We start from the raw sequence: 17,896 nt of genomic DNA on the forward strand, positions 1-17,896 counted from the left end.
AGGAGCCCTTCGGATGTCGTCACCGGCGATCACCGTCCGTACGCCCCGGGACATCATCGACTATGTCAACGACCACCCGACCGGTACCGGCCGGACGCGGTTGCTGGCGATCATCGCCCTGGGTGGCGTGTTCGTCGATGCCTACGACTTCACCAGCCTCGGGCTCGGGATCGGCAGCCTCACCAAACAGTGGGGGCTCGGCGCCGTACGGGTCGGACTACTCACCTCGGTGATGGCCTTCGGCGCGTTGGTCGGCGCACTCGTCGGCGGCCCGCTGGTCGACCGGCTCGGCCGCTACAAGATCTTCATCCTCGACCTGATCTTGTTCGTGGTCGCTGCGGTCGCCGCCGGCCTGTCGCCCAACTACGGCTTCCTGGTCGTCTGTCGCTTCTTCCTCGGCGTCGGGGTCGGGATCGACATGCCGGCGTCCTTCAGCTTCGTCGCCGAATTCACCAACCGGCGCCGCAAAGGCAACTTCGTCAACTTTTGGCAGGCGATGTGGTACATCGCGGTGTGCGCGGCCGCGGCGATCGCGTTGCCGATCTTCCTCGGTGCGGGTGCTGCGAACCTGTGGCGCTGGCTGGTCGGGCTCGGCGCCGTTCCAGCCCTGGTGGTCCTGCTGCTGCGACTGCGGTTCACCGAGGAGAGCCCGATGTGGGCGGCTCACAATCTCGGCTTGGGAGAGGCAGCCCGGATCCTGGAATCCAGTTATCACGTCAGCGTCGACGTCCAGCCCGCAGCCGGCGATGGCGCCGACCACGGCGCGGAGGCTGCCTGGCGGCGGACCAAGGAGCTCTTCACATCGCACTACCGCCGCCGGACCGCGCTGGCATCCATCATCTCGGGCACCCAGGCCGCACAGTATTTCGCGGTCGGCTTCTACATCCCGACGGTCGCGGCGGTGCTGTTCGGTGACGACCTGACCGACACGATCCTGGCGACCTTGATCATCAACCTCTTCGGGATCGTCGGCGGCGTCTTGCAGTCGTTGGTCACCGGTCGGCTGGGGATGCGCCTGCTGGCCGGGATCGGCTACGTGTTGATCATCGTCTGCACGGTGAGCCTGGCCTTCGGCAGCGATTCGATCAGCGTCTGGATCTCCACCGGCCTGGTCGCCCTCTTCGTCCTCGGCCAGTCCTTCGGTCCCGGACCCCAGGGCAAGACGATGGCAGCGCTCTCCTACCCGACCCGGTTGCGCGGCACCGGCACGGGCTGGGCCGAGAGCATGTCCCGGGTCGGCAGCATCCTCGGTTTCTACATCTTCCCGCTGCTGTTGGCATCGGTCGGTCTGGCCGGGACCATGGGATGGCTGACGATCATCCCCGCTGTCGGGTTGCTCGCCGTACTGTTGATCAAGTGGAATCCGCTGACCGCGGAGGTCGAGGACGAGCCCCAGGAGGCGATCACCCGATGAGAACCGTCCGGCTGGAGTACGGCGACCACGAGATCGATGCGCAGGTTCCTGACACCGCGATCGAGATCATCGCCGGCCGCGCACACCAGGAGCCCGAGCCACTCTCCGACCCGGTGGCAGCCACCCGGGACGCGCTCCGCGCCCCCTTGGGCCTGCCGCCGATCGCGGATCAGGTCGGGCCCGGTTCCAAGATCACCATCGCCTTCCCGGACCGGGTCAAGGGCGGTATCCACGAAACCGCGCACCGTCGGGTCGCGATCCCCCTGGTGCTGGACGAACTGGAACGCGCCGGCGTCCGATCCGGTGACATCACCCTGGTCTGCGCGATCGGCCTGCACCGCAAGAACACCGCCGAGGAGTTCGCAGCACTGCTCGGCCCGGCAGTCCTTGATCGACTCGACCCGGGGCAGATCGTCAACCACGACGCGGAGGATCCGGGGATCGCCGACGCCGGGCTCTCCCGGCATGGCGATCCGGTGCAGTTCAACAGGCTGCTGGCCGAGTCAGACCTGACCGTCCTGCTGGGCCACACCTCCGGCAACCCGTACGGCGGTTTCAGCGGCGGCTACAAGATGCCCGCGACCGGCCTGACCACCTGGCGCTCGATCCGGGCCCATCACTCCCCCGGCACCATGCATCGTCCCGACTTCGTCCCCGCCTCGACGCACAGTCACTTCCGCCACCAGCTCGAGGCGATCGGCAGAGCGATGGAGCAGGCGATGGGTCGGCCGTTCTTCAGCGTCGACGCCGTGCTCGACGCACAGTCCCGGCAGGTGCAGGTCAGCGCCGGCGCGATCACGCCGGTCGAGCAGGCGACCTGGCCGCTCGCTCGGCGGCGTACCGAGGTCACGCTGGACGGCCCGCCCGCGGACGTGCTGGTCCTTGGCATGCCCCGGAATTTCCACTACGGCGGCGGGATGGGCTCCAATCCGATCCTGATGACCCAGGCGATCGGTGCGGCTGTCGCTCGCGCGGGGTCGGCGTTGCGGCCCAGGTCCGAGCGGGGTGGGCCGGTGATCATCGCCGCGTCGGTCTGCGACGGCTACTTCAACGAGCCGGAGTTCCCGGCGACGGTGCCGCTCTACGACGCCTTGCAGACCGTGGAATCCGCTGCTGATCTCGTCCGCTTCGAGGAGTCGTACGCGACCCGGCGGGAGTGGGTGGATGCGTACCGTTCGGGTGCCGCCTACCACCCGTTCCACGCCTTCTCGATGGCCTACATGGGCGGTGTCGCGACCAACGCCGCGGCGGCGATCTTCATCGCAGGCGCGCAGGAGGCGCGCTTTGCCGAGGGGATGGGATGCATCCCGATCGGCAGCGTCGAGGCGGCCCTGGCCGCCGCGGAGCAATACGTCGGCGGGAATCCGCGGGTGCTCGTGATCCCGCAACTCTCCAAGCCTGCTTACCATCTGGCCGCCCGCTGATCCTACGACCGCGCTCAGGACCCGGCGACAAGCTCAGGACCCGGCTGATCGTACGAAGTCGATCACCGAGACGGTGATCAGATCGCGCACCTCGACCGGAGTGATCGGCGCCGACTTCGGGGTTCGCATCGAGTGGTCGGCGCCCGGTACCTCGATGATCGTGATCGGATCGGTCTCGGTGATCACGGCCCGCACCTCGTCGGGGCCACCGAAGGTGTCGCGCTCGCCCTGGATCACCAGTCGCGGGACCCCGGCACCGAGCAGTTCGCCGGCCCGACTGCGATCTGGTCGGCCCGGCGGGTGCAGCGGAAAGGCACAACAGACGACGCCACGGACGTCGGTGAAACCCGGCGCAGTCCGGCAGGCGACCCGGGCACCCGCGCTCCGACCGCCGAAGAAATACGGCAGGCCGGCGGATCCGGCCAGCAACGCAGGCACCGCGCCGGTCCAGGCGCTGTCGAGCCGCGGCGGCGGGCTGGCGACCTTCTTGCCGGCCGTGCGCCAGGGCTGTTCGAAGCGGGCAACAGTGATGCCGTGCTCGGGAAGCCGGCTCGACAGCACCGAGAGATCGACGGCGTCCACCCCGCCACCGGCACCATGTCCCATGATCAACAGTGCCGCCGGGTCGTCGGCGTCGGCGATGAAGAACCGGCCCGGACCCTCCGGGGTGTCCACTTCCAGGATCCGGTCTTCGGCTCCGGGCATCAGAAGAGCGTCTCCTCGTCCCTGGCCGGATCCTCGGCCAATGGCTCCAGCAACTGGGGTCCGTTGTTCTTGACATTGCTGACCAGCGCGGACACCGCGTACGCCTCCAGCATCGCCGGCTCGGTGACGACCAGCAGATCGCGGGCTGCTCCCGGGTCGGTCTGCCCCGGGTCCAGCCAGGCGTCCCAGCGATCCGGGGTGACCACCATCGGCATCCGGTCGTGAATGTGCCCGACCGCGTCGGTGGCCCGGGTGGTGATCACCGTACAGGTCCGCAACCAGGCCGAGTCGTCGTCCTTGTCCTTGTCCGGGTCGCGCCAGATCTCGTACAGGCCTGCCATCGCCAGCCGCCCGCCGTCGGCCCGGTGGATGAAGAAGGGTTGCTTGCGCGGTTTGCTCCCCGAACTGCCCTCCGGCTCGTACCACTCGTAGTAGCCGTCGGCAGGGAGCAGGCAGCGGCGGACGGCGCAGGCTCGCTTGAAGGCCGGCTTCTCGGCGACCGTCTCGAACCGGGCGTTGATCATCTTCGCACCGGTACCGCGGGTCTTCGCCCACGACGGCACCAGACCCCAGACCAGCGGGGTCAACCGTCGGCATACGTCCCGGCTGTCCTTGGCCTTGCGCTCCAGGATCGCGGGAACCTCGACCGTCGGCGCGACGTTGTAGTCCGCACCGGGAAGCTCGCCGACGATGTCGTCGACCTCGTACTCCTCGGCCAACTCATCGGGCGAGGCCGAGGACGCGTACCTGCCACACATATTGGGTACCGTAGTCGAGCGTTCCACCCATGCCCGAGCACCGCTGTGTTAGGAATGAGGATATGACTCTTGTACGGGCCGTCGGCCGAACCATGCTGTCCAGCTATTTCGTGCTCAGCGGGATCCGGGCAATCCGCAGACCTGAGGAGTTCGTGCCCGATGCCGAGCCGTTGACCGATCGGCTCGTGCCGGCCGTCAAGCGCTTTGCTCCGGCCGAGGTCGCCGGGTTCATCCCCGAGGACACCGCTCTGCTGGTCCGGCTCAATGGCGCCGTCCAGGTGGCCGGCGGGCTGGCGTTGGCTACCGGCAAAGGGCGCCGGTTCGGCGCCGGGCTGCTGGCCCTGTCGCTGGTCCCGACAACGATCGCGCGGCACCCGTTCTGGCGTGCCGGCAGCCAGGACGAGAAGGTCCACGAGCGCCAGCAGTTCGTCAAGAACGTCGGCCTGTTGGGCGGCGTGATCATCGCTGCTCGGGACACCGAGGGCAAGCCGGGCCTGGTCTGGCGTGCCAACGAGGGTCGCGAACTGGCCGTCAAGCGCACCCGGAAGGCCCGCAAGGCAGCCAAGAAGGCGCTCAAGCAGAACCGTCGCAGCCAGACCGCGACAGCCGCCCTCGGTACCGGTTTCGCAGCCGTCTCCGACGTGCTCGGCGATGCCGTCGAGGAGGTGGTGACCGAGGGGCGCAAGGCACGCAAACAGGCCGCCAAGCGGGCCGAACAGGCGCGCAAGGACGGGTTGAAGCGAGCCGAGGAAGCGCGCAAGGCCGCCCGGAAGTCGGCGAAGAAGAACAAGAAGAAGCTGCAGAAGTCCACGGCCGCGGTGCAGCAGCGGGCGCTCGAGGCGGCGGGCGATGCCGGCAAGAACGTCCGCAAGCGCGCCGAGGATGCCCGGAGCCAGCTGGGCGAGCACATCCAGCTGGGCTCGAACTGACCGCGAAGAAGACACCTGGAGCCATGCCCGATTCCCGACCCTGGACCGCGCCACTGGCTCCGGTTCCCGTCAATGCGACGGTCAGCATTCCCGGATCCAAGTCCGAGACCAACCGCGCCCTGATCCTGGCTGCCCTGGCCGACGGGCCGTCGGTGATCACCGGCGGCCTCGACGCCCGGGACACCCGACTGATGCGCGACGGACTGCGCGCTCTCGGAGTCGTGATCACCGAACACGATAACCGCTGGGAAATCACCCCGCCGTCGGAATTCAGCCCCGCCGCGGAGATCGACTGCGGCCTGGCCGGGACCGTGATGCGGTTCCTGCCGCCGGTCGCGGCGCTGGCCGCTGGGGCGACGACTTTCACCGGCGAGGTTGCGGTTCTCGACGGCGGAGAGGTCCGGGTTCGCCCGATGGGCGGTCTCCTCGAGGGCCTGAACGCGGCGGGGGCAGCTGTGGAGATCGCGGCCAATGGGCTGCCGTTCACGATCACCGGGCGCCCCGATCTCCCCGGCGGTGAGGTCGTCGTCGACTCCTCGGCGACCAGCCAGTACGTCTCCGGGCTGCTGCTCGCGGGAGCCCGGTTCGCTGGTGGGCTCGACCTGCGCCACCAGGGTCCTTGGGTGCCGAGCCGGCCGAACATCGACATGACCGTCCAGATGCTGCGCGATCGCGGCGTGGTGATCGAGGAGCCGGAAGCCGATCACTGGATCGTCCACCCTGGCACCATCGCCGCCGGCGAATTCGTGATCGAACCTGACCTTGCCAATGCCGCGCCGTTCCTGGCCGCTGCTGCGGTGACCGGCGGCCGGATCAATGTGCCCCGCTGGCCGCGGGAGTCCAACCAGCCGGGTGCTGCGATCACCGACGTGCTGGCCCTTTTCGGGGCCGACGTCAGTCTCGACGGTGACCTGTTGACGGTGCAGGGCACTGACAAGCTGGAGGCCGTTGATCTTGACCTGCACGATGCGTCGGAGCTGACCATGGTCGCCGCGGTGCTGGCGGCATTGGCCGACCACACCAGCCGCATCCACGGCGTGGCACACATCCGCGGCCACGAGACCGACCGGTTGGCCGCGCTGGAGACCGACCTCACCGCCGTCGGTGCCGAAGTTCGGCAGACCGACGACGGGCTGGTGATCCATCCCAAGCTGCTGCGCAGCAACACTTGGCTCACCTACGCCGACCATCGGATGGTCACCGCCGGCGCGTTGCTGGGGCTGGTGATCGATGACATCCAGCTCGACGACGTCGAGTGCGTCTCCAAGACGATGCCCGATTTCGTCGATCTGTGGACCGGCATGCTCGCCGACAGCGTCGCCGCCGAAGAGGAGGCTGGTCGGGCGTGACGCCGCGCGTGGTCGGTGAAGATGATCATGCTCGGTTCGAAAGACCGCAGCGCCGGACCCGACCACGCACCAAGATCAGACCGGACTACTCCGACGCCGAGGTCGGCATGGTGATCACCATCGACCGCGGCCGCTACACCTGCCTGGTCGGGGAATCCGATCCGCACGAGGTGATCGCCGCCAAAGCCCGCCAGCTCGGCCGCAAGGGCGTGATCGTCGGCGACCGCGCCCGCCTGGTCGGCGACACCTCCGGCGAGGAGGGCACGCTCGCCAGGGTCGTCGAGGTTCTCGACCGGGCCACCGTGCTGCGACGAACCGCGGACGACGACGATCCGTACGAACGCCCGATCGTGGCCAATGCGACCCAGATGGTGATCGTCAGCGCGCTGGCCGATCCGCCGCCCCGGACCGGGATGATCGACCGCTGCCTGGTTGCGGGCTATGACGCCGGGCTGCGCCCCCTGCTCTGCCTGACGAAATCGGATCTCGGCTCCCCCGACAACCTGGTCGCGCTGTACGAGCCGTTGGACGTGCCGATCGAGATCACCCGGCCGGGCGCCGACCTGAGCGGCCTACGGGCCCGGCTGGCGGGCCAGCGGAGCGTCTTCATCGGCCACTCCGGGGTCGGCAAGTCGACTCTCGTGAACGCTCTGATCCCGGACGCGCACCGGACCACCGGCGAGGTCAACGAGGTGACCGGCAAGGGCCGGCACACCTCGACCGCCGCGTACGCGATGCGGCTTCCGGCACTGGCCGAGGATCCGGAAGCGGATCCCGGCTGGGTGATCGACACCCCGGGCGTCCGGTCGTTCGGGCTGAGCCACGTGTCCCGGGACCGCATCGTCGCGGCCTTCGAGGACCTCGACCGCTTCGTCTCCGATTGCCCGCGCGGGTGCACCCACGGGGCGGACGCGCCCGACTGCGGCCTGGACGCTGCGGTCGCCCGCGGCGACCTGTCGGCGGCACGAGTGGCCTCCTTCCGACGGATGTTGAGCGGGGAACAGTAATCTCAGCGCTATGCCTGCTGTGCCCACCGCCAAGTTGACCGATGACCTGCGGCTTGCCCACCTGCTCGCCGACGACGCCGATTCGATCACGATGAGCCGGTTCAAGGCACTCGACCTGCACGTCACGTCCAAACCGGACCTGACGCCGGTCACCGATGCCGACACCTCGGTCGAGGAAGCCCTTCGCCGCACACTCGGCCGCGCCAGGCCGCGGGACGCCGTGCACGGCGAGGAGCTGGACGACACCGGCTGGGGTCCGCGGCGGTGGGTGATCGACCCTATCGACGGCACCAAGAACTACGTGCGCGGAGTGCCGGTCTGGGCCACGCTGATCAGCCTGATGATCGAGGACCAGCCGGTGGTCGGTGTGGTCAGTGCGCCGGCGCTCGGTCGCCGGTGGTGGGCCAGCCTCGACGGCGGCGCCTACATGGGCAAGTCGCTGATGTCGGCCAGCCCCATCCATGTTTCCGACGTGGCGAAGATCTCCGACGCCTCCTTGAGCTATTCGTCGCTGGACGGCTGGATCACCTCGGGCATCGGACAGGGATTCGTCGACTTGTTGCGGGACTGCTGGCGGACCCGGGCCTTCGGCGATTTCTGGTCCTACATGCTGCTCGCCGAGGGCGCTGTCGATCTTGCCTGCGAGCCCGAGTTGGAGTTGCACGACATGGCCGCCTGCTCGATCGTGGTCACCGAGGCCGGTGGCAGGTTCACCGATCTGGACGGCAAGCCGGGGCCGAACGGCACTGGGGCGTACGCGTCGAACGGTCGGCTGCACGACGAGCTGCTCAGCCGGCTCGCATCGTCAGACGATCCCGACGCCCCGGACGAAACGGGCACGGAATCGTGATCGTCGCAAACTGACGATTACTTGATCTTCGCGCCGGATGTCGGGGTAGACAACTTGATCTTGTAACCACTTTCGATCAAGATTCCGCGCACCCGGCGCGGTGCTGCGTTGCGGATCGGTGATCATCCGGCGATACTCAGCGGTAACCAGGAATTTTCTTGCAGGTCAGAGTCGACCAGGAGAAACAATGGCTACCTCGTCCAACGCTGCATCCTCCGCGCCGGGCAAGCCGCAGGGCCTCGGCAAGATCGTCACCGCCTCGATGGCCGGCACGGTCGTCGAATGGTACGAATTCTTCTTGTACGGCACGGCATCGACGCTGGTGTTCGGCAAGATCTTCTTCCCCGAGTCCGACAATCCCCTCGACGGCATCATCAAGGCCTTCCTCACCTATGCCGTCGGCTTCATCGCCCGACCCGTGGGTGGTCTGGTCTTCGGCCACTTCGGCGACAAGTACGGCCGCAAGCACCTGCTGCAGATCAGCATCCTGATGGTGGGTGCCGCGACCTTCCTGATGGGCAGTCTGCCGACCTTCGGCGCGGTCGGCTACCTTGCGCCGATCCTGCTGGTCGTGCTGCGCTTCATCCAGGGCTTCGCAGTCGGCGGCGAGTGGGGTGGCGCGGCATTGTTGATCACCGAGCACGCGCCGGACAGGAGTCGCGGCTACTGGGGCAGTTGGACCCAGGCAGGTGTGCCCGGCGGCAACCTGCTGGCGACGATCGTGCTGTGGATCCTGTCGGGTGCGCTGTCCGACTCCGCCTTCCTGGGCTGGGGGTGGCGGATCGCGTTCTTCCTGTCCGCGATCATCGTCTTCGTCGGCTGGTACGTCCGGACCAAGGTCTCCGATGCCCCTATCTTCAAGCAAGCACAGGCAGACCTCGAGGCCGACGAGTCCAAGCGGTACGGCGTCCTGGAGGTGATCAAGCGTTACCCGCGCGGCGTGCTCACCGCGGTCGGGCTGCGGCTCGCGGAGAACGTCGTCTACTACGTCATCGTCACCTTCTCGATCACCTACCTCTCCGTGAAAGTCACCGGCGTCGAGACCAAGACCATCCTCTTCGCGATGGGCATCGCCCACGCCGTCGAGTTCTGTCTGATGTTGCTCTGGGGCCGGCTCACCGATGTGGTGGGACGACGTCCGGTCTATGCGGTCGGCACGGTGTTGTCGGCCGCCTGGGGCTTCTATGCGTTCACGATGTTCGACAGCGGTTCGACCGGCATCATCGTGCTGGCGGTGACCCTGGGGCTGGTCGGGCACAGCATGATGTATTCCGGCCAGGCGGCTGCGATGGCCGAGATGTTCCCGACCCGGATGCGGTACTCCGGCGTCTCGTTCGGCGCCCAGGTCAGCTCGGTGGTTGCAGGCTCCTGGTCACCGCTGATCGCGGCTGCGCTGCTCAGTGCGTACGGTTCCTCCACACCGGTCGCCCTCTACGTCCTGGCCTGCTGTGTGATCACCGGTGTGGCGATCGCTGCCGCCCGCGAAACCAGGGGAATCTCGCTGCACTCCCTGGATCGCGATGATCACGACCGGCTGGTTGCCGAAGGGGTCGCGCCGGCCGGAGGTATCCCACCGGTAGGGTCCTGACCATGGCTGGAGATCGTGATCTGGCAGGCCGTACGGCACTGGTCACCGGCGGCGCCGCAGGCATCGGCGCCGCATGCGCCCGGGCGCTGGCCGATGCCGGTGCGTCGGTGATCATCGCCGACCGCGACGGCGACGGAGCCCGCCGGGTCGCCGACGAGTTGGGCGGCCGGTCCTGGCAGGTCGACCTGTTGGACACCGCCGCACTCGAGTCGCTGCAGCTGGACTGCGACATCCTGATCAACAACGCCGGCATCCAGACCGTGGCGCCGATCGAGCAGTTCGAACCGGCGGCGTTCCGGCGGATCCTCACATTGATGCTGGAGGCGCCGTTCCTGTTGGTCAGGGCCGCGCTGCCGCACATGTACGAGTCCGGCTGGGGACGGGTGATCAACATCTCCTCGGTGCACGGGCTGCGGGCCTCGGCGTACAAGAGCGCTTATGTGGCAGCGAAACACGGCCTCGAGGGCCTGTCCAAGGTCACCGCGCTCGAGGGTGGTCCGCACGGCGTCACCAGCAACTGCATCAACCCCGGCTACGTCCGGACGGCACTGGTGCAGGGCCAGATCGCCGATCAGGCCAAGACCCACGGGATCGCGGAGGACGCGGTGGTCGAGCAGGTGATGCTGGCCCACGCCTCGATCAAGAAGTTGATCGACCCCGCCGACATCGGTTCGCTCGCCCGCTGGCTGGCCGGCGATTCGGCGTCCATGGTCACTGGTGCCTCCTACACGGTCGACGGCGGCTGGAGCGCGAGTTAGCCGGCGGGCTGTTCACGATCTGATCATGATCGACACCCGGCAACCGCTGCGGATCCGGGTGGGCGAGAATGAAATCCATGCAGATCACTGCTCTGGAAACGTTCATCGTCGAACCCCGCTGGTTGTTCCTGGCCGTCCGTACCGATGAGGGGATCACCGGCTGGGGTGAGCCGATCGTCGAGGGCAAAGCGGCCACAGTGGCCGCGGCGATCAGGGAACTGTCCGGATTCCTGATCGGCAAGGACCCGAGCCCGATCGAAGATCACTGGCAGACGTTGATCAAAGGCGGCTTCTACCGGGGCGGCCCGGTGCTCTCCAGCGCGGTCGCCGGAATCGACCAGGCGCTGTGGGACATCAAGGGCAAGGCGCTCGGACTGCCGATCCACGAGCTGCTCGGCGGCCCGGTGCGGCAGCGGCAGCGGATCTACGGCTGGATCGGCGGCGACGAGCCCGGTCAGCTCGCCGAGTCGGCCCGGCAGCGGGTCGAGCAGGGCTACGACGCCGTCAAGATGAACGGCGGCGGCAAGATGCGGGCGCTGGAATCCCGCGCGGAGATCAAGGGCATCGTCGAGCGGGTCGCCGCCGTCCGTGACGCAGTCGGCGACGCAGTTGACATCGGCATCGACTTCCACGGCCGCTTCTCCCCCGCGCTGGCCCGGGTCGCCTGCCACGAGCTCGAGCCGCTGCATCCGCTCTTCGTCGAGGAACCCGTCGTCCCGGAGCTGCAGCTCGACCTGGCCAAGATCACCGAGGCCACCACCATCCCGATCGCCACCGGCGAGCGGCTCTACTCCCGCTGGGACTTCCGCGAGGTGCTAAGGACCGGGATCGCCGTCGTCCAACCCGATCTGTCTCACGCCGGCGGCATCTCCGAGGTACGCCGGATCGCAGCCGCCGCCGAGACGTACGGAGTCTCGCTGGCCCCGCACTGTCCCCTCGGCCCGATCGCCTTCGCGTCCTGCCTGCAGGTCGACTTCGCCAGCCCCAACGCGATCATCCAGGAGACCAGCCTGGGCATCCACTACAACGCAGTGGGCTCGGAGCTGCTGGACTATCTGGTCGATCCCGGCGTCTTCGAATTCGCCGACAGCTCGATCGCCCGGCTCACCGGGCCGGGGCTGGGTATCGAGATCGACGAGGACGTGGTGCGCCGGAAGGCCATGGACAGCCATAACTGGCACAACCCGGTCTGGAGGCACGCGGACGGGTCCTTCGCCGAGTGGTGAGTTGGCTGGCGATTGACGTCAGCCAACTGCATAAGCTAGCTATCTACCCGGCGTTGCTGGATGGCTGACCCTGATCAAGGACTCCTGATCACACCGGGTCGGTGATCACCCGCAGCGAGACGGTCTCCGGGAGTTGCCGCAACTTCTCGACCAGTTCGTCCGACAACTGCGACCCGACGTCGGTCACCACGACTCCGAGGGTGCCGCGGGTATTGAGGGTCTGGCTCTCGATGTTGGCGCCGAAGTCGGCCAGGATGCCGTTGGTCGTCGCCAGCACACCGGGAACGTTCTGGTGCACGTGCAGGATGCGTGCTGCCGACATCCGCTCGGTGACCGCCACCTGGGGCAGGTTCACCGACATCGTGGTGTTGGCGTCGGCGACGTAATCGCGCAACTTTCCGGCGACGTACTGCCCGATATCTGTCTGTGCCTCCTCGGTCGAGCCGCCGACATGCGGGGTGAGGATCACATTCGAGATCCCTTGCAGCGAAGAGATGAACGGATCGCCGGCGGTCTTGGGCTCCTCGGGGAAGACGTCGATCGCGGCACCCGCGAGTTGCCCGCTGAGCAGTGCATCCCGGAGCGCTTCATGATCGACGACCGGCCCACGGCACAGATTCAGGAACAGGCTGCGGGGCCGCATCTTGGCGAACTGCTCAGCGCCGAAGAGGTGGCTGTTGGCGGCGCGGCCGTCGACGTGCAGGCTGATCGTCTCGGCCTTCTCCAGCAACTCGTCCAAGGTAGAGCACCGGCGGGCGTTGCCGAGCGCAAGCTTGTCGGCGACATCGTAGAAGTAGACCTGCATGCCGAGTGCCTCGGCGACCACGGAGAGCTGGCTGCCGATGTTGCCGTAGCCGACGATGCCGAGAGTCCGGCCGCGTACCTCATGGGCGCCCTTCGCGGACTTGTCCCAGATCCCGGCATGCAACGCCGCATTCTTGTCAGTCAGGTGCCGGGCCATCGCGATGATCTCGGCGATCGCCAGCTCCACCACGCTGCGGGTGTTGGAATACGGGGCGTTGAAGACGGCGACGCCCCGGTCGGCCGCCGTGGTCAGATCGATCTGGTTGGTGCCGATGCAGAAGGCACCGACCGCGAGCAGCTGCGGAGACTGTTCCAGGACCTCGCGAGTGACCTGGGTCTTGGACCTGATGCCCAGCAGGTCGATGCCCTGCAGTGCCTCGACCAGCTCGTCGCCGTCGAGCGCGCCCTTGCGCGTCTCGACCTCGAACCCGCGCTCGGCCAGCAGCCGTCGGGCCTCGGAATGGATGTTCTCCAGAAGCAGCGCCTTCACGCACGGCAGTCTATTTGGTTCCGGTCGGAACACGTCGGATCGTCTCGCGACATATAACAGTCGTATGCGCCTTCGGCGGGACGGGCAGCGGCGGGCGAGGGCCTGGCGGGCACGCTGGTGCACTCCCCCGGTCCGCAGACCAACCAGGCCCTGCTGATCGCACTGGTGTTGGCGTTCGCTACCGGCGTCGTGACGATCGCGGTCGGTTCGCTGTGCGCTGCCTGGGTCGCGATCGGCCACGGCATCCTCGGACTGGTCGTCGTGCTGCTGGTCACCTGACTCCCCTCCTGCCGAGGGGTCGCTAAATACTCACTATCTGCGGCGTGTCGTGCGCCCGAGGATCCACATTCGGTGCTGCGCACGACACGCCGCCAATATCAGTGAGTTTGTGACCCCTCGCCGGAGCGGGGTTCGACCCGGATCTCGGCCGAATCGTCGGCCGACCGGTAGGCGGCGTCGACGATCAGGGCGCGGGTCAGCGCCTCGTCACCCTGATGGCCGGCGAGTTCGCCGGCCCGGACCGCGCTGACGAAGTCGGCGACCGCCTCGGTATGACCTCCGTTGGGACCGAGCCGCGGTTGCAGCGTGGCATCGACACCCTCGACCTGGGTCCATGCCTTGATCTGCGGGCCCGGCGGGTTCCAGGTCAGCTCGGCGCCACCCTCGGTACCGAACAGGGTCACGTACATGTCGTCGTGGCCGACCCCCTGGGCCCAGCTGCTCTCCAGCAGCAGGGTGCCGCCGTTGGTCATCCGGACGAACGCCGTGGCCAGGTCCTCGACCTCGTAGGTCTGGGTGCCGTCGCCGCCGGTCTTGGTGGTGATGCCCCAGTTGGAGCCACCCCGGCCGCGCGGGCCGAATTCGGCGTACGTGCTGGCGCTGACGGCAGCCACATCCGGCTCACCCATCAGGTAGAGCGCCATGTCGAGCATGTGTACGCCGATGTCCATCATCGGGCCGCCGCCGGCGGTGGCCTTGCGCGTGAACCAGCTGCCCAGGCCCGGGATGCCGGAGTGCCGCATCCAGCCGGCCTTGGCGTAGTAGATCTTGCCCAGCAGGCCGCGGTCGATCAGATCCTTGGCGGCCGACACCTCCGCCTTGCGGCGATGGTTGAAGGACACCTCAAGGATCCGGCCATTGGCCTTGGCCGCATCGACCATGGCCCGGGCGGAGACCGAGTCCAGTGCCATCGGCTTCTCGCTGAGGACGTTGATCCCGGCCTCGAGCGCAGCGATGGCGATCGGGGCGTGCAGCGACGGCGGGGTGCAGACGCTGACCACGTCGAGCTGGGTGCCGGCGAACAGGTCGGCCCACTCGGCGTACCGGTGCTCGACGCCGTACTCGTCGCCGAGCCGCTGCAGGTGGTCGGTCTCCAGACCGGCCAGGCCGACGAGGTCGACCCCGCTGGCCAGGTGATAGCCCTTCATGTGCTGCTGGCCGGCCCAGCCCAGGCCGACCACCCCAGCACGGAGGTTGCTTCCATCAATCGGATTGCTCATGAAACGTACGGTCCTACTCTGCGTTGAGCGCGGGGTTGAGCTTGGTGTCGACGAACTTCGGCGGGGCCATGTTGACCACCGACGGCACCTGGAAGGTGCTCGAGACCGGGGCCGCCCACTGGACGGCGTTGGCCAGCACCCGCTGGATGTCCGGGTGGTTGTAGACCGGGTACTCCTGGTCGCCGGGCGAGAAGTAGAAGACCTTGCCCTTGCCGCGCTTCCAGGTACAGCCGGAGCGGAAGACCTCGCCGCCGGTGAAGGAGGAGATGAAGATCTGCTCGTCGGGCTGCGGGATGTCGAAGTACTCGCCGTACATCTCCTGGCCCTCGATCACGATCGGGCTCGGCACGCCGGCGGCGATCGGGTGATCGGGCGAGGTCGTCCAGACCAGCTCGGTGTCGTTGCTGTTGCGCCAGGCCAGCGAACAGGTGGTGCCCATCAGCTTCTTGAAGATCTTGGAGAAGTGCGCCGAGTGCAGGCACAGGATGCCCATGCCGGACAGCACCCGCTGGTGCACCTTCTCGACGATGGCATCGTCGATCTCGGCGTGCCGGACGTGTCCCCACCAGGTCAGCACGTCGGTGCTGTTGAGGACCTCGTCGGTGAGGCCGTGCTCCGGTTGGTCGCGGGTCGCAGTCCGGACCTCGACGGCGTCGCCGAGGAGTTTGGTCAGGCCTGCGGCGATCGCGCCGTGCATGCCGTCCGGATAGCGCTCGGCCATGCCTTCGCGGTCGTTATCGCTGTTTTCGTGGTAGTTCTCGCCCCATACGGTGACGCGGATCGGTTGGTTCACAGCCACCCATCCGATCACTGACCGGAGGATTTCGCAGGGAAGGCTCGCCGCCATTCCGACATTCGGACGAGAACCTTCCGAAGTCGTACGAGCTGTGCCTGGGCCGGGTGAGAAAGCTCCTGGCGATAGTCCGATCGTGTCACGTCCCAAGCCTCTGTGACCGCCGTCTGGGTGTGCTCCGGCTCCGGTCAGTCGCGCCGCGCGTGTTCCCGGCCTCACCCCGGCCCTTGCCGGAACCGCTTCCCATCAGTCCGCGCGTATGTGCCCTCGCTTCACTTCGGTCCGCCCGGGAGACCCCTCGCTTCCCCTCCATGCCCGCGCTTCTCTTGCCCGGGAAGCGAGGGCACGGGCGTGAGGCGAGGTTGGAATCAGCTGAAGCGGGAGTCTTGCCGTGGCGCGATTTGAAACCCGACGGGGTGTCGGGTAAGTTAACTGAACGCGACGCGGGGTGGAGCAGCTCGGTAGCTCGCTGGGCTCATAACCCAGAGGTCAGAGGTTCAAATCCTCTCCCCGCTACCACGAAAGGGCCTCTTGACTAGGTGACACTCCTAGTCAAGGGGCCTCTTTCTTTGCGGATTGTGTCCATTTGTGCAACGCCCGTCGAGCCATGAACGCGCCTCTCTCGTGGATGTCGGCGGTCCATGCCGATCGATGCGACGAAACTCCACGGACGTTGCGAAAGCGCGACCTGGAAGGTCCACGCCTTCGCATCCAGCGCGGGCATCCTGGACTTTCGCCCACCGGGACCCGGCGATGCCGTGCAATCGATGATGCTCTCTGTCACGCCATGGCCACCCCTTCCAGACAATCTGGGCTGATCGCCCTCTCCCTAGTCGACGTGACGAACCGGCTCAGCCCTGGTCCGCCAGAAGTTGCTACAGCGACGGGCGGACGCCGCGGAGCAGGACCGTCGTCTGCTCGACCTGGGTGCCTCCGCGGCCGTGGTGATCTGCCGGAGGGCCAGCTGGAGTTGGTCGAGCTCGCGATGCAACGCGCCATAGGAGTCGCTGCGGCGTCGTTGTGCGCAAGTCGATCAGGGATGGCGTGGCCGGGTACCACGGCCCCGCATCCCGCCGTGCCGGTGCTCGCCCCCACTTCGGCCCTTATCTCCGTGTCCGCGATGCCCGTACCGCTCGTCCGGCCGGCCGTCGCGCGACAACGGATTCTCCTGAGATACGTCGGACGTCAAGCTCCCGGTCGTCGGATCGGATCTTCACTTCGGCTGCGAGGCGGTCGCCGTCCCGCAGTTCAGGCGACACTTCCTCAGCGAACGCGGGTTACCTAGCGCCCTGATCACCACCCGCGGCTATTGGCGCGCCGGCGAGGCCGACCACCCCGATCACGAAACGGCGAAGACTGAGCCGCACGCGTGACCGACGGGTAGCGGCCGCCTCCGGCGCGACTTCCTCGTTGTCAGCCGGCACCTGTTGCCGGGACTGCTGTCAGGCCGCGATGTGGGCCTGGAGCAGCCAACGGTCCTTGGTCAGACCGCGCTCGATCTCGATGGCAACGTCCTGACTTGAGAGATCCACCTCATCGAGTCCGGCAACCGCGTCGCGGACGGTGACGAGCGCAGCGTCGAGTTGGGCCACGACCTCGGCCACAGTCGTCTCCCAGTTCTGGAAGCGATCGGACAGCGCAGGCAGGGTGGTCTTCTCCGCGACGGTGGATACCCGGGCGTCCAACGGCAGGCCAAGCGCGATCACTCGCTCAGCGGCAAGATCGGCGAATTCCTGAGCATGATCGACAACCTGGTCGAGCAGCTCGTGCACGCCGATGAAGCTGGAGCCGCGCACGTGCCAGTGTGCCTGCTTGCCGTTGACTACCAGCGCCTCCAGATCGATGACAACCGGGGTGAGGAACTGCGCGGCACCGGCCGCGAGTTCGGGGGTTGTCGACGTGGACGAGGTGGTGGTGGAGCTGGCTGAGGTGGTCATGGTGACGGTTCCTTCCTCCTGATGCGTTCGGTCCGACGATGTCGTTCGTCACTGGTAACGATGCGACGCGGGCCCTGATTCCGCAACGAAGTGAAGGCTGCCCTATCCGGTCTTCAGTGCAATCCGGCGGCTGGCGAAGGCGTCCCTGACGATCATCAGGCCGGCCATTCCCGGCAGCTTCGCGATGTGATCATCGAATCGATCGCCCTGGGCCGCGCCGTCAGGGCCGGCGAAACAGATGGCCATCACGTAGGCGGCCCCCTCGTCAGCCATCTTGCCTCGAACCGACCGGCCCCGAGAACCTGCGCAAGGCCTACCGGGTCAGCAACTGGGCCTTGCGATTGTGCTCCAGCCGGCGCCGCGCC

Annotated in this window: 17 protein-coding genes, 1 tRNA gene and 1 pseudogene; 12 read left to right on the forward strand and 7 right to left on the reverse strand. The window is 67.4% G+C overall.

Annotated elements, in window-relative coordinates; genetic code table 11:
• The first annotated feature begins 13 nt into the window (after window positions 1-13).
• Together IEY07_RS06410 and IEY07_RS06415 are read left to right on the forward strand one after the other, a co-directional pair.
• Entirely contained in the window at window positions 14-1,414 is a 1,401-nt protein-coding gene (locus tag IEY07_RS06410; RefSeq protein WP_188894310.1) for an MFS transporter, read from the forward strand.
• Window positions 1,411-2,838 (forward strand): lactate racemase domain-containing protein, encoded by a 1,428-nt coding sequence (locus IEY07_RS06415; RefSeq protein ID WP_188894311.1) that lies wholly within the window; start codon window positions 1,411-1,413, stop codon window positions 2,836-2,838. Before IEY07_RS06410 ends, IEY07_RS06415 begins: the two co-directional genes overlap by 4 nt.
• 33 nt (window positions 2,839-2,871) lie before the next feature.
• On the opposite strand, the gene IEY07_RS06420 is transcribed toward IEY07_RS06415, so the two are convergent.
• The gene (locus IEY07_RS06420) at window positions 2,872-3,543 is read right to left on the reverse strand and encodes an alpha/beta hydrolase family protein (RefSeq protein WP_229669767.1); all 672 of its coding nucleotides are present in this window, start codon (window positions 3,541-3,543) and stop codon (window positions 2,872-2,874) included.
• Window positions 3,543-4,301 carry an SOS response-associated peptidase gene (locus tag IEY07_RS06425; protein WP_188894312.1) on the reverse strand — a complete coding sequence of 253 codons (759 nt, stop codon included), beginning with the start codon at window positions 4,299-4,301 and terminating at the stop codon, window positions 3,543-3,545. Before IEY07_RS06425 ends, IEY07_RS06420 begins: the two co-directional genes overlap by 1 nt.
• Before the next feature lie 62 nt (window positions 4,302-4,363).
• Here IEY07_RS06425 and IEY07_RS06430 point away from each other — a divergent pair, with 62 nt between their 5' ends.
• The 7 genes from IEY07_RS06430 (at window position 4,364) to dgoD (ending at window position 12,008) form a co-directional block, all read left to right on the forward strand.
• On the forward strand, window positions 4,364-5,230 hold the full coding sequence (locus tag IEY07_RS06430; protein ID WP_188894313.1) for a DoxX family protein: 867 nt from the start codon (window positions 4,364-4,366) through the stop codon (window positions 5,228-5,230).
• Window positions 5,231-5,253: 23 nt separating this feature from the next.
• Window positions 5,254-6,579: a 3-phosphoshikimate 1-carboxyvinyltransferase gene (aroA, locus tag IEY07_RS06435; RefSeq protein ID WP_188894314.1), complete on the forward strand. Its 1,326-nt coding sequence runs from the start codon at window positions 5,254-5,256 to the stop codon at window positions 6,577-6,579.
• On the forward strand, window positions 6,576-7,586 hold the full coding sequence (gene rsgA / locus IEY07_RS06440) for a ribosome small subunit-dependent GTPase A (protein ID WP_229669768.1): 1,011 nt from the start codon (window positions 6,576-6,578) through the stop codon (window positions 7,584-7,586). Before aroA ends, rsgA begins: the two co-directional genes overlap by 4 nt.
• Before the next feature lie 10 nt (window positions 7,587-7,596).
• Window positions 7,597-8,436 carry an inositol monophosphatase family protein gene (locus tag IEY07_RS06445; protein ID WP_188894315.1) on the forward strand — a complete coding sequence of 280 codons (840 nt, stop codon included), beginning with the start codon at window positions 7,597-7,599 and terminating at the stop codon, window positions 8,434-8,436.
• A 187-nt stretch (window positions 8,437-8,623) separates the two neighbouring features.
• A complete protein-coding gene (locus IEY07_RS06450; RefSeq protein ID WP_188894316.1) occupies window positions 8,624-10,024 on the forward strand; it encodes an MFS transporter in 1,401 nt (466 codons plus the stop codon).
• A gap of 2 nt (window positions 10,025-10,026) precedes the next feature.
• Window positions 10,027-10,782 (forward strand): 3-hydroxybutyrate dehydrogenase, encoded by a 756-nt coding sequence (locus IEY07_RS06455; RefSeq protein ID WP_188894317.1) that lies wholly within the window; start codon window positions 10,027-10,029, stop codon window positions 10,780-10,782.
• Between the two features lie 77 nt (window positions 10,783-10,859).
• Window positions 10,860-12,008 carry a galactonate dehydratase gene (dgoD, locus tag IEY07_RS06460; RefSeq protein ID WP_188894318.1) on the forward strand — a complete coding sequence of 383 codons (1,149 nt, stop codon included), beginning with the start codon at window positions 10,860-10,862 and terminating at the stop codon, window positions 12,006-12,008.
• Between the two features lie 88 nt (window positions 12,009-12,096).
• Here the strand turns inward: dgoD and serA are convergent, their stop codons facing one another.
• Entirely contained in the window at window positions 12,097-13,302 is a 1,206-nt protein-coding gene (gene serA / locus IEY07_RS06465) for a phosphoglycerate dehydrogenase (RefSeq protein WP_188894319.1), read from the reverse strand.
• 117 nt (window positions 13,303-13,419) lie between these two features.
• Here serA and IEY07_RS06470 point away from each other — a divergent pair, with 117 nt between their 5' ends.
• A complete protein-coding gene (locus IEY07_RS06470; RefSeq protein ID WP_188894320.1) occupies window positions 13,420-13,581 on the forward strand; it encodes a hypothetical protein in 162 nt (53 codons plus the stop codon).
• 98 nt (window positions 13,582-13,679) lie between these two features.
• Here the strand turns inward: IEY07_RS06470 and IEY07_RS06475 are convergent, their stop codons facing one another.
• Entirely contained in the window at window positions 13,680-14,801 is a 1,122-nt protein-coding gene (locus IEY07_RS06475; RefSeq protein WP_188894321.1) for a Gfo/Idh/MocA family protein, read from the reverse strand.
• A 13-nt stretch (window positions 14,802-14,814) separates the two neighbouring features.
• Window positions 14,815-15,594, reverse strand: a complete 780-nt coding sequence (locus tag IEY07_RS06480; RefSeq protein ID WP_229669769.1) for a ThuA domain-containing protein — start codon at window positions 15,592-15,594, stop codon at window positions 14,815-14,817.
• A 442-nt stretch (window positions 15,595-16,036) separates the two neighbouring features.
• On the opposite strand from IEY07_RS06480, the gene IEY07_RS06485 reads away from it, so the two are divergent.
• Window positions 16,037-16,113: transfer RNA gene (locus IEY07_RS06485), tRNA-Met, on the forward strand.
• A 707-nt stretch (window positions 16,114-16,820) separates the two neighbouring features.
• Window positions 16,821-16,967, forward strand: a pseudogene (locus IEY07_RS24650) (hypothetical protein); the annotation flags it as partial.
• A 69-nt stretch (window positions 16,968-17,036) separates the two neighbouring features.
• On the opposite strand, the gene IEY07_RS06490 reads toward IEY07_RS24650, so the two are convergent.
• The gene (locus IEY07_RS06490; protein WP_188894323.1) at window positions 17,037-17,531 is read right to left on the reverse strand and encodes a Dps family protein; all 495 of its coding nucleotides are present in this window, start codon (window positions 17,529-17,531) and stop codon (window positions 17,037-17,039) included.
• Window positions 17,532-17,633: 102 nt separating this feature from the next.
• Complete coding sequence (locus IEY07_RS24035) at window positions 17,634-17,804, reverse strand: hypothetical protein (RefSeq protein ID WP_229669770.1); 171 nt, start codon at window positions 17,802-17,804, stop codon at window positions 17,634-17,636.
• Between the last annotated feature and the right edge of the window lie 92 nt (window positions 17,805-17,896).

This window comes from Microlunatus endophyticus (assembly GCF_014646195.1).
GTDB lineage: Bacteria > Actinomycetota > Actinomycetes > Propionibacteriales > Propionibacteriaceae > Microlunatus > Microlunatus endophyticus.

Bases quoted from the DNA above. Each gene is read 5' to 3' on its own strand.
- aroA (WP_188894314.1), top strand. From the start codon at position 5,254: ATGCCCGATTCCCGACCCTGGACCGCGCCACTGGCTCCGGTTCCCGTC.
- IEY07_RS06415 (WP_188894311.1), top strand. From the start codon at position 1,411: ATGAGAACCGTCCGGCTGGAGTACGGCGACCACGAGATCGATGCGCAG.
- IEY07_RS06420 (WP_229669767.1), bottom strand. From the start codon at position 3,543: ATGCCCGGAGCCGAAGACCGGATCCTGGAAGTGGACACCCCGGAGGGT.
- IEY07_RS06430 (WP_188894313.1), top strand. From the start codon at position 4,364: ATGACTCTTGTACGGGCCGTCGGCCGAACCATGCTGTCCAGCTATTTC.
- IEY07_RS06455 (WP_188894317.1), top strand. From the start codon at position 10,027: ATGGCTGGAGATCGTGATCTGGCAGGCCGTACGGCACTGGTCACCGGC.
- IEY07_RS06410 (WP_188894310.1), top strand. From the start codon at position 14: ATGTCGTCACCGGCGATCACCGTCCGTACGCCCCGGGACATCATCGAC.
- IEY07_RS24035 (WP_229669770.1), bottom strand. From the start codon at position 17,804: ATGGCTGACGAGGGGGCCGCCTACGTGATGGCCATCTGTTTCGCCGGC.
- IEY07_RS06450 (WP_188894316.1), top strand. From the start codon at position 8,624: ATGGCTACCTCGTCCAACGCTGCATCCTCCGCGCCGGGCAAGCCGCAG.
- IEY07_RS06475 (WP_188894321.1), bottom strand. From the start codon at position 14,801: ATGAGCAATCCGATTGATGGAAGCAACCTCCGTGCTGGGGTGGTCGGC.
- IEY07_RS06425 (WP_188894312.1), bottom strand. From the start codon at position 4,301: ATGTGTGGCAGGTACGCGTCCTCGGCCTCGCCCGATGAGTTGGCCGAG.
- dgoD (WP_188894318.1), top strand. From the start codon at position 10,860: ATGCAGATCACTGCTCTGGAAACGTTCATCGTCGAACCCCGCTGGTTG.
- IEY07_RS06445 (WP_188894315.1), top strand. From the start codon at position 7,597: ATGCCTGCTGTGCCCACCGCCAAGTTGACCGATGACCTGCGGCTTGCC.
- IEY07_RS06490 (WP_188894323.1), bottom strand. From the start codon at position 17,531: ATGACCACCTCAGCCAGCTCCACCACCACCTCGTCCACGTCGACAACC.